Source organism: Sulfuricurvum sp. (genome assembly GCF_023250475.1).
In the GTDB taxonomy this organism is placed as follows: Bacteria; Campylobacterota; Campylobacteria; order Campylobacterales; family Sulfurimonadaceae; genus Sulfuricurvum.
On sequence record NZ_JAHFAQ010000077.1, the window covers coordinates 1 to 10,851 of the forward strand.

Genomic DNA, 10,851 nt, shown 5'->3' on the forward strand with positions numbered 1-10,851 from the left:
ATCTCATTTCCCGTCGAGGCCCACGATCCCCCTTTGATGAGATTGTGTATTCCGTCAAACGTCGGATCGGAAAAATCACTATACCACGGATGACTAAAAAACCCATCAAATCCATCCATCTGCGTTTGTGTCCACTGCCACACATTACCGATGACGTCGTTGAGTTTCCCATGTGCAAACATATCGACAGGAACGGATGACGCGAAGTGGGCGAGATTGATATTAGCGCGAGAATCATCAAATATCTCGTCTGCTGCGCTTTCTTGGACCATAACAGCCCATTCAGCTTCACTCGGAAGGCGATAGATTTCCCCCTCCTGAGCACTTTTCCAGCGGCAAAAAGCTTCAGCTTCAAGAGCATTCACTTCGACCGGCCAGTTATACGGCATACTGATTTCAGCGGTAAGCGAGCGATATTTATAGCTACCGTCTTTTTGAGGGATCCAAAACGGAGGACACACCGCATTTCGAATCTGAAGGTATGTTAACCCTTCTTCATCCCACCAACGCGGTGTGCTATACCCCGAAGCCATCACAAAATCCATAAACTCGCCGTTGCTCACCAGATATTTGGAAGTTTGAAACGGTTGAACGTGGACAACATGTACCCCATATTCATTATCCCAGCCGTATAATCCGTTGTCCTGCGTCCCTTTTCCCAAACGTATCTCACAAGCATCGAAGCTGACTAAAGTATTTTCAGGAGCATCTCCTTGAATCGGGCAAATCGGAAAATCCACATGTGAGCGTATATCGTCTATAGGCATTTGACGATGGAGAACACTCGAAGTTTCAATATGAATCCGTTCGTGCTCAATCCCCATCCAAATCGCCCAAAAAGGATTCTCTTGGGTGATAGGCAACGTCATCGGCAATGCGGTGATGAACTCATCTACCAACCTCCTTACACGTCGGCGGTACTCTCGTACCTCATCAATACTCGGCCATTTGAGCGTATCACTGGCCGCATCCCATGTCATCTCATCGACACCGACAGCGAACAGCTTTTCAAAATGGGGATTGATCCTCTCTTGCAGTGCGCCGGAAGCGACCAGCTTGTTGATGTAAAAAATAGCGGTATGCCCGAAATAAAAGATCATCGGATGGCGGGTAGGCTCAGACTGACGGTAAAATACCTCGTCCGATTTCAGTAGTTCAAAAAGGGACTCAAATAAATCATAACTTTGATGAAAGTAGGCTCTAAGTTCTTCACGTTTAGCAGAGATATCCTCCCCGTCCAACCGTACCGATTTCATCTGTCTGTGTAACACAATTCTATCCTTATTCCATTTTTAGAGTATTTTATCCTATATTTTTCTCAATATTCCTATTCAGAACAAAAGGGAATTAAGCAGGTGAGAAAGATAAAAAAGAGGAAAGTATCAAAAGAGCATAAGGCGATCAGACAGGGAGAACAAACGAACTATTTTTAACGCAAGGGCAATTTAAAATCTGCTCTTGCGTTACAGGTATTGTCTCTATTGCAGCCGATCCATAGAGTGGAGAAGTTGTTCCATTTTGTCATCAACACTTCCGACATAGGTGGTTAAATCCATCATCTCGTCCATATTTTTATTCAAAGACTCACTGTTATCATTGATCGCCTGAATAAGGATATTGATCGTAGCAGCCGTTTCGGCCAAACTCTTTTGGGTACGTTCCGCCAATTTACGCACTTCATCGGCAACAACCGCAAAGCCACGTCCGTGTTCGCCTGCACGTGCCGCTTCGATAGCCGCGTTCAAGGCCAGAAGATTGGTTTGATCGGCGATATCACCGATGGTAGTCAAAATTTGTTTGGTCTCCTGCGCATTTCCGGCTAACGTTTGGAGATTATCGGAAAGTTCATGCTCTTTGTTGGCGACTTGCTGAATCCGTTCTACGGTCGTATTGATCATTCCGTTCAATTCAACAAACTCTTTTGCACGAAGGCTTTCAAGGGTGTCTTTAAGCTGCTGCGTATTGTTGTTTAGCACCTCTTTGGCTTCAACATTTTGTTTTTCCATTGATTGGAGTGCGGTTGCCAAATCATTTATTTTTTCCAATACCTGCGCCATTTTCCCTTCAACATCTACTTTGGCACGGGTTGAAAATTTTCCTTCACTCAATGCTTCCAAAACGTTGATAGCCTGATCGAGGTTTTTTTCAGTAGCATCGAGCATTGCATTCATTGTTTTACGAAGCAGATGCACATGGGGTGTTTTAGAATCACTGGCTACTCGACACATAAAATGACCACGGCGTACTTTATCGGCAAGCAAAACCATTTCACCCGCTACTTTGGTGTCCTGTTCTAAAATTTTTTCATGCGTTTGCGCCAAATGGTTCAATTTTTCTTCCATACTTCCGGGTTCTGCAAAATGTACTTCCATTTGATTGCGTTTAAACTGCATCAATTCTTCCAGTTCACTCAACTGCTGCATCATTACCTCAGAACCTGAAGATGAAGCGACACTAAGCCCTATAGCAACTCCCATAAGAATCACAATGACGACGGCAGAAACCCATGCGGAGTTAACCGATACGGCCAATACCGCACCTATGATCCCCAAGATTGATAAAATAATTATTTTTGTACTGTTATTCATCTCTTTAATATCCCTTGATTAACGCATTGTTTTATAAAGCGCTTCGGCTTTTTTGATCTCTGTTGCAGAGGCTTTACGTCGGCACGACATGTAGCCTCCTTCGCCTTCACCGCAAGCGATGTTCGGATAAACGGTTGCAAATACCCAGTAAAACCCGCCGTTTTTGGTTTTATTTTTGACATATCCCTTCCAAACTTTTCCGCTTTTCACGGTATCCCACAAATCTTTAAATGCCGCATGCGGCATATCGGGATGACGGACGATATTGTGCGGCTGTCCCATCAGCTCTTCCAGTGTATAGCCGGCAATCTTGCAAAAATCCTCATTGGCAAAAAGAATTTTCCCTTTTGCATCCGTTTGCGATACCAAAAAGTCGGTATCGTTGAGCGTATATTCCATCTTTTCTCCATTCTCCGTACAAATCTATCATTCAACTGTAATTTAAACGCTATAGAATATCGCTATCTACCGTTCTTTACTTGATAAAAATATGATAGCTTTGCAAAGTTACTTTTGGGTTATTTTTTAGATTTTCGAAGATTACGCTCAATCCATACAGATCTTATACCCAAGATTTTTTACGGTCACAATGGCATCCTCTCCGATTTTTTCACGGAGTTTTTTGATAAGTGTTTTAACACTGCTCTCTGAGATCATTTCCCCATTCCATAATGCATACTCGATTTGGATTTTGCTCAAAATAGAATGTCTATTTTTTAACAATAGAAAGAGCAATTCAAACTCTTTTTTAGTCAAAAAAACCATTTCTCCCTCTTTATAGACCGTTTTATCGTCTAAATCAATATGAATACCGTTGTTAAGTTGGTACAGATATTTATCGATGATTTTAGTCTTTTCTTTGAACATTTTTAGACAAAGTTCAAGAACCTTGCTGATTTGGATCGGTTTGATTAAGTATTCACTAATCTTTAACGGAATCACTCTAAGAAGTGTTTCGGAGTCTGAATGTGCCGACATAAAAATGGCCGGCGTATTAAAATCCAACTCTCGTATTTGTTGAATAAAATCGACACCGTCTTGATAGGGCATACGCATATCGGTGAGGATAATATCGATTTTATGAGATAGTATACAATCCGATGCTTCGTACCCGTTCGTAGCCGTTATGACATTATTAAAATAGCGTTTGAAAATATTGGTAAGAGACGCTAATGCAATCAAATCATCTTCTACAATTAGTATTGAATATTTTTTTAATTCTTCGTACAACGATTTATCTGCTTCCAAAATATTTTTTCCTTTTTACTTAATGCACCGTACGCGGAATGGTAAGGGTAAACGTCGTTGCGCCGACAGCCGTATCCGTATCCGTATCGAAAATCAATTTTGCATTTAGATGATGCTCACAGAGGATTCTACAAATGTAAAGTCCCAATCCGGTTCCCTTCTTTTTAGTCGTATAATAGGGTTCAAAAATACGATCGGCAACTTCTTTGCTAATCCCTCCCGCTTGATCGGAAACCTCAATCTGAATCGTCGACTCTAACGCAATAAGGGTAAGGGTAATTGTACTTCGGAGCGGTTTATCCGCTGAAGATAGAAGTTCAATCGCCTCTTTTGCATTCGAGATAAGATTAAGAAGCAGCTGTTTAACCTCAGAAGGGTACGTTATGAGGCTGAAAATATTGTTATCGTGAAGCATATCGGTTTCGATGCTCTCCATAAAGTGCTTGTATTCTACCTTTAATGTCACATTCCCCGCTTCCAGCTGTACTCGATAAATCTGTTCTATTTCAGCAATAAGTTCGATCGCATTGCACAAAACAGCCGTCTGTTCCTGAATAAAAAAGTTTCGAAATTCGTCAATCGTTTTGGACATATACAGAAGCTGTCCCATAACCTCGTTTTGAGATTTCTTAAAATAACGTTTATCCAAATCATCGTTTTCAAATGCCCAGACAAGGTCTTGAATAATAAGGCCGATGGAGTTGAGAGGCTGGCGCCACTGGTGGGCGATGGCTCCGAGCATCTCCCCCATAGCCGCAAGCTTGGATTGATGAATCAACATCATCTCATTGGAACGTTCTCGTCTTTCCAATTCTTGGATATGGGTCAGATCCCGAATCGTTCCGATAAAAAAGTTTTTATCGGAAATTTCCATTTGGGTAACGATCAATGATATCGGAATAGATGTTCCATCACGCTTGAGCGCATCAAAATTTCGCTCCGTGCCAAGGATATCTTCTCCTCTGGAAACGTAATCGCGTATGTATCCGTTATGAAGAGAGTGATACGGTTCAGGAATAAGAATATTGACATTTTTTCCGATCAACTCCTCTTGCGTATATCCGAATAAACGAAGAGCCTGATAATTAATACGCTGTATAACGCCCAAGCTATCGGTCACAATCACGGCATCGAACACACTATTAAAGAGCGTTGCCAAATATGTTTTACCTTCTTTTATTTTTACCTTTTCTTCCCCTATCCGACGGATATAAAGACGTATCATCATCATAAACGGTGCAACTATCAAAGCTAAAGAGGTCAACACAATCAGCGCAAATTGTAGATTTTTTTGAAAGAATATTTTCTGAAGCGATACATGCGGACGATAGAGGGCCAAAAGCTTCTGCCCGAATAGATCAAGAGGAAAAGCTACCGTATCATTATTGATCCAGCGATATTCTTTATCCCTGAAATAATTGAGTTCCGAAGAAGATAGTCCGAAATACTCCGCTGCTTTTTTCGGAGGGTTCTGATAGCGGGACCATTCCCATTGTTTATTCGGATGTATCAGAAAATATCCCTCATTATCAATGAGAATAAACTCATTGCTGGTATACTGCAACAAGCTTTCTATCCATTGTTGCATATAAAAATTTATCACGATAATTCCTATTTTCACCCCATTTTTATAAACCGGCATTCCGACCCTCAACGTGGGGTTAAAAGGGATATCCAACTGACCGTGTTCGATATTGAGATCGAATTCCGAAAATCCGATAGACCCTGCGGGAAGTTTCATAAACTCTTGAAAATAGTAACGATTTGCTTTATTCTGAAGTTTTTCAACCAAACAGCGTTTGAGAGATCCGTCTCGAAGACGATCTACCCGTACCTGTTCATTCCCCATCACATCAAGCAGACGCACCTGCATAATTTTAGTATTTGCTTTGAGTACATCGTAAAAAAGAGCCTCGACATCGGTTCGGTTATTCGGTTGATACCCTCCTACCCTCGGATGCTCTACCAGCATCTTGACAAGCGATTTTTCATTCTTTTCAAAATCACTAATGTGAAACAGTGTAATAGAGTGCTGTTGTTTTATTTGCGTCAAAATTTGAGTTCGAATATCTTGATAAACGACCCATATTCCGCTCATCAGAACCATAACAGCAAGAAAGGCACCGATCCAAATATTTCGCAATGAACCGATCATACTGGTATGGAACCAAAAGTGGAAAGTATTTTTTGTTTTAGACAAATTTGATTATATGGCTGTGCTGTTGATAGCATTTTTAAGACTTTTTAACGATTTAGAGTTACTATTACAATACACTAATTTTATAAAAAAAATCTCATCTTTCTCGATATTTTAATCTTTTCAGCGATTTACTAACACACGAAAACATTTACTTGATTTAATCATTAAAAATCAAAGCGACAAACTCTTTTTCATGTAAGAATTAATACATAAGATTCAATTAAAATTATTTTAAATTCACTTTTTAGTAAGCATAACTATGTCAGTATATTAAATTATTACTATAAGGAGTTTACTTGAACGTAACAAAATTATTATTACTAGGTGTACTCAGTGCTTCGGCTATTTTATTTACGGCTTGTGCGCCGGCAAATATTCAAGCCCAAATCAGAAATTCGGATGTGAATTCAAATATGATGACACGGTGTGAAGAAGTAGATATGAGAAGCACTTCTGATATGACAAAACTTTTCCAAAAATACGATGGGTGGAGAATGATTTATATCTCAGAATACACAACCGGTAATAAAATCGGAACAAGCGGCAGCGTCTGTTTTGAAAAGCCGAAGAACTAATTAATTTTCCAATTAATACTTCCGTTTAGCAAGGGGAAAAGACACCATTTTCCTCATCTGAACAGAAGTTTTATACGTCTTACAGTTTTTCTAATTGCGAATCAAAAAATTGTTCAAGCACTTTTTTCTCTTCACCCGTTAGAACCGCATTTTTATGCATTAGCAGATACTCACTTTTGGGCATTAATTCATTATTAACCAGTTGTTTTGCACGCTTCAATCGTTCTAGCTTCACTTTAGGATCGATATTTGCCCAATTTGAAAAATCAAGCGCTTTTCGCCCTCCATCAATATTACCGGACATCACCCATGACATTGGAGCGACATTATGATACCAAGGGTATTTCGTTTCATTTGAGTGGCAGTCGTAACATGAAGTTTTAAGAACGCTCATAACCTTTGGATCGGTATTCAGCGCAATAGTTTCATCCACTTTAGCATTATTAAAATCAGGTCTAATAAACTGTATTGCGATTGCGATACCAAAACCCCACAGTAGTATCTTATTCATTCTCTTTATCCTTCAAAGTATAGTCGTTTACTGTTTAGCGAGGGAATGATACCGAATCAATATAAACGGAGGGTTTTAAAGAACTCCGTAGTGTGTTTTTCGAAGATCTTAATTCCATCCAAACCGCTCTGAGGGTATACTCACTGTATGAAAACCCTCACACCAACTCTGTTATCTTCTTTTGAAGGCCTTATCGCCGCCTTTACAACACGCCACGGCGGAGTCTCAAAAGCTCCTTATACAAATGCCAATTTGGCATTTCATGTCGGCGACAATCCAAGGGACGTTATTAAAAACCACGATTCGTTAGCTAAACAACTTGGATATGCGCGGAGCCGACTAGTCCACATGCGCCAAATCCACTCCGATCGGATCGTCATTGTCGATAATACTCTTGATTTCGATACTCCACCCGAGTGCGACGCACTGATTACAAACCGTCTCAATACGCCGCTTATGGTGATGAGTGCCGATTGTACCCCCGTTCTCCTCTATGATCCGATCCGTCATGCTTGTGCAGCCGTTCATGCGGGACGTGCAGGTGCGCTTAATGCCATCCTCCCAAAAACAATGGAAGCGATGGGAAAAGAATTCGGCTGTAACGCACGCGATCTTCGTATTATCATGGGACCATCCATCGGCGGATGCTGTTATGAGGTCAATGAAGCCATTGCGAAAGAGACCGAAGAAAAAGGGTATTCCTCCGCCTTGCAAAGAATTAATGAAAAGGTATTTTTAGATGTCAACACGATTTTGTTGCAGCAATTAGAACGCTTCTCTATTGACTCGGCACATATTGAGGTAATCGGGGATTGTACATCATGCAAGAATAAAGAGTATTTCTCCTATCGAGCCGATCAACAGCAGACGGGAAGAATCGCAGGGGTGATTATTCTCCGATAACGCGAGCGGCCAGTTGCTCAGGAAGAAGGCCGAGCGACTCTTCTACAAGTTTAGTGTTGCCATGCTTGATAAATTCATCTTTGTATTCGAAACTGATCACCTGCACATCGGTGATTTTCTCCTCACTGAGCCATTCGAGCAGTGCGCTTCCTACTCCTCCCATACGTGAGGAGTCGCTGAATACATACCATTGTTTATGCTGAACAGCCATTTGACGCAGCATTTGCGTGTCTAAAGGCTTAACAAATCGCAGATCAAGCAATGAGGGCTGCTCATCCATAAATGCCATCGTTTGTGCCGCCCGCCCGACGCCGTTTCCGTATCCGATAAACAAGCGGTTAGAGGTATTTGTAATGAGCAATTGCGATTTCCCCTCTACAAACGGAGCAGATTCCATAAGATCCACTTCTGCGAATGCACCTCTTGGATATCGAATGGCACACGGATGCTCATACCTGCTTGCAAAATCGACAATCTGATGAAACGACAACTCATCGCGCGGAGCACAAAGGGTCATATTGGGGATTAGCCGTAAAAAGCTGATATCGTATGCCCCTTGATGGGTTTCCCCGTCCTCGCCGACGATTCCGGCACGATCCATTGCAAAGACAACCGGCAAATCCATCAAACAGACATCATGGATTACCTGATCAAATCACCGTTGTAAAAAAGTTGAGTAGATGGTACAAAACGGTTTAAAACCCTCTTTGGCTAAAGCCCCCATCGACGTCACCGCATGCTGTTCGGCAATCGCTACATCCCAAAATCTTTCGGGAAATTTTTCCATCAGAGCACTTAATCCCGTTCCGCTTGGCATTGCGGCAGTAACCCCTACAATCTTCTCATTCTTAAGCGCCTGATCCATCAGGGCATCGGCATAGATCTGTGTAGCACTTTTAACCGAACTTTTGGCGTTTGCCGCTCCGCTTTTGAGATCAAACGGAGAAACACCATGCCATTTTTCATGTTTCCCCTCGGCGATCTCGTACCCTTTCCCTTTGATTGTCTGGATATGCACCAAAACCGGCTTGCCCATCCCTTTAGCAATCTCAAACGTCTCAATCAACGATTTTAGATCATGTCCGTCGATCGGCCCGATGTATTCGATCCCCATCTCTTCAAACATAATCCCCGGAGTAATGAGTTTAAACGACTCTTCAAACCGCTTCGCGAGATAATGGGCCCCTTCACCGAAGTTATCGACAAACTGCTCCGTTTTTCGTTTAAACCGCTGATAAAAAGGGCTTGCCATCGCGGAGCTGAGCATTCGGCTGATCGCTCCGATCGGTTTGGCGATAGACATCTCATTGTCGTTGAGGATGATCACCATCGGATATTTACGGTCTCCCAGTTCATTCATCGCCTCATACGCCATTCCGGCTGACATAGCGCCATCACCGATCAGCACAACAGGGATACGGCTCTCTTGCTCATTTTTAAGGGCAATGGCTTTGGCTGCTCCGACGCCCAAAGAAATAGAGGTCGAACTGTGCCCCGCCACAAAATAATCGCATGCCGATTCAGAAGGTTTCGTATAGCCGCTCAGTCCGTTGAACTGACGAAGCGTTGCAAACTCTTCCCAACGTTCACTCAGAAGCTTATGGGCATACGCTTGGTGCGATACGTCAAAGATAAAAGGATCATTCATCACATCGAAAACTTTGTGCATCGCGACAATAATCTCGGTCGCCCCTAAGGTAGAGCTTAAATGGCCGCCGTTGGTACTGACTACTTCCAAAATACGATCCCGTATTTTTTGAGAGAGTTCTTCTAGCTCCGGCAAGGTAAAATTTTTAATATCCATTGTAATGCACTGTCCTAAAAATAGTTATATGTTTCAATACTTAATAGTATAAAAGCGAATGTTTATAAATGCTTTATGATTCAAGCAACAAGGAACGTTTCAATCTCTCGTAGCGCTTTTTAATCTCCGAATCGATATTCCCGGCATCGCTGATAGCGACAACTCCTCCTGGGCTGATTGCACGGTCCGAGAGAACTTCTACGTGGGTCATTGAACCTACTTTTTCGGAGATAAATCCATGATCGATCGGATTGACGCGTAACATTATTTTAGAGGCATCTTTCAACTCTTCGATCAAGTCATTAGAGAGTTTAGCCGCGATTTTCGAGCTATGTTCCCCTGTTTCAATCCCGATCACCTCTTTGGCGATATCCAGGGCCGTGTGGGTAAGCTCTTTTTGGATCGACCCAAGAGCGGTTGTAAACTCTGCGGCAGCATTCTCCAGCGTTTTAACCGATTGGGCTAGTTGATCATGCGATTGAGCACTTTGCCCCTCCTTTTGAGCCTTTTCTTGCGCTATACCGGCTTCTAGCCCCTCTTGATAGGCTATTTTTTTAGCCTCTTCAAGTACAGAGGCATGCTCTTCCTGCATCGATTCAAGACGCATCTGCATTTTGATAACATTCGAACTCATCTCATCGGCTTTTTTCATCAGCGATTCAATCAGTTCATCTTTAGACGATTTGCTTTCTTCTTTGCGTCGCTCTGAAACCGGCTCATCTGCCGGTATATTATTCATCTCCTGCGCCGCTTCTCCCACACTCATCCCGGAGAGTGATGAAAGAATCTTAAATTGATATTTGCTAATGGTATGTGCCCCTGCAGAATTCTGCTGAATAACTACATCCATATCGTTTATTCCACCATCTCTTCAGATTCGCCGAGCTGCAAGATACCCTGTTCGGCCAATGCCTGAACGGCATCAACGATTTTACGCTGCGCCCCCTCAACCTCTTTCATCTTAACGGCACCCAAAAACTGGAGCTCCTCGACAAAAGCATCTTTCGCACGTTGGGACATAT

The 10,851-nt window shown here is 42.2% G+C and carries 10 protein-coding genes and 1 pseudogene; 2 read left to right on the forward strand and 9 right to left on the reverse strand.

All coding sequences use genetic code 11. The features are described 5' to 3' along the window. The 5 genes from ovoA to Q0C19_RS08150 form a co-directional block, all read right to left on the reverse strand. On the reverse strand, window positions 1-1,271 hold a 1,271-nt coding region (ovoA, locus tag Q0C19_RS08130; protein ID WP_295054954.1), incomplete at its 3' end, for a 5-histidylcysteine sulfoxide synthase. Between the two features lie 207 nt (window positions 1,272-1,478). Next, on the reverse strand, window positions 1,479-2,588 hold the full coding sequence (locus tag Q0C19_RS08135; RefSeq protein ID WP_295054957.1) for a methyl-accepting chemotaxis protein: 1,110 nt from the start codon (window positions 2,586-2,588) through the stop codon (window positions 1,479-1,481). A gap of 18 nt (window positions 2,589-2,606) precedes the next feature. After that, window positions 2,607-2,987, reverse strand: a complete 381-nt coding sequence (locus Q0C19_RS08140; protein ID WP_295054960.1) for a PAS domain-containing protein — start codon at window positions 2,985-2,987, stop codon at window positions 2,607-2,609. 147 nt (window positions 2,988-3,134) lie between these two features. Beyond that, window positions 3,135-3,836: a response regulator transcription factor gene (locus Q0C19_RS08145; protein ID WP_295054963.1), complete on the reverse strand. Its 702-nt coding sequence runs from the start codon at window positions 3,834-3,836 to the stop codon at window positions 3,135-3,137. 19 nt (window positions 3,837-3,855) lie between these two features. Further along, window positions 3,856-5,991, reverse strand: coding sequence for a nitrogen regulation protein NR(II) (locus Q0C19_RS08150; protein WP_295054966.1), 2,136 nt, complete (start codon window positions 5,989-5,991; stop codon window positions 3,856-3,858). Between the two features lie 341 nt (window positions 5,992-6,332). Here Q0C19_RS08150 and Q0C19_RS08155 point away from each other — a divergent pair, with 341 nt between their 5' ends. Then, window positions 6,333-6,611 (forward strand): hypothetical protein, encoded by a 279-nt coding sequence (locus Q0C19_RS08155; protein ID WP_295054969.1) that lies wholly within the window; start codon window positions 6,333-6,335, stop codon window positions 6,609-6,611. Between the two features lie 79 nt (window positions 6,612-6,690). Here Q0C19_RS08155 and Q0C19_RS08160 read toward each other — a convergent pair whose 3' ends face one another. Further along, the gene (locus Q0C19_RS08160; protein WP_295054972.1) at window positions 6,691-7,122 is read right to left on the reverse strand and encodes a heme-binding domain-containing protein; all 432 of its coding nucleotides are present in this window, start codon (window positions 7,120-7,122) and stop codon (window positions 6,691-6,693) included. 147 nt (window positions 7,123-7,269) lie between these two features. Between Q0C19_RS08160 and pgeF the strand changes: the two genes are divergently transcribed. Continuing rightward, entirely contained in the window at window positions 7,270-8,025 is a 756-nt protein-coding gene (gene pgeF / locus Q0C19_RS08165; protein WP_295054975.1) for a peptidoglycan editing factor PgeF, read from the forward strand. On the opposite strand, the pseudogene dxs reads toward pgeF, so the two are convergent. The 3 genes and pseudogenes from dxs to Q0C19_RS08180 form a co-directional block, all read right to left on the reverse strand. Then, window positions 8,012-9,829, reverse strand: a pseudogene (gene dxs, locus Q0C19_RS08170) (1-deoxy-D-xylulose-5-phosphate synthase). The gene pgeF and the pseudogene dxs overlap by 14 nt on opposite strands. 73 nt (window positions 9,830-9,902) lie before the next feature. Then, a complete protein-coding gene (gene fliH, locus Q0C19_RS08175) occupies window positions 9,903-10,679 on the reverse strand; it encodes a flagellar assembly protein FliH (RefSeq protein ID WP_295054977.1) in 777 nt (258 codons plus the stop codon). 5 nt (window positions 10,680-10,684) lie between these two features. Further along, window positions 10,685-10,851: FliG C-terminal domain-containing protein (locus Q0C19_RS08180; RefSeq protein ID WP_295054979.1), on the reverse strand; the 167-nt coding region annotated here is incomplete at its 5' end.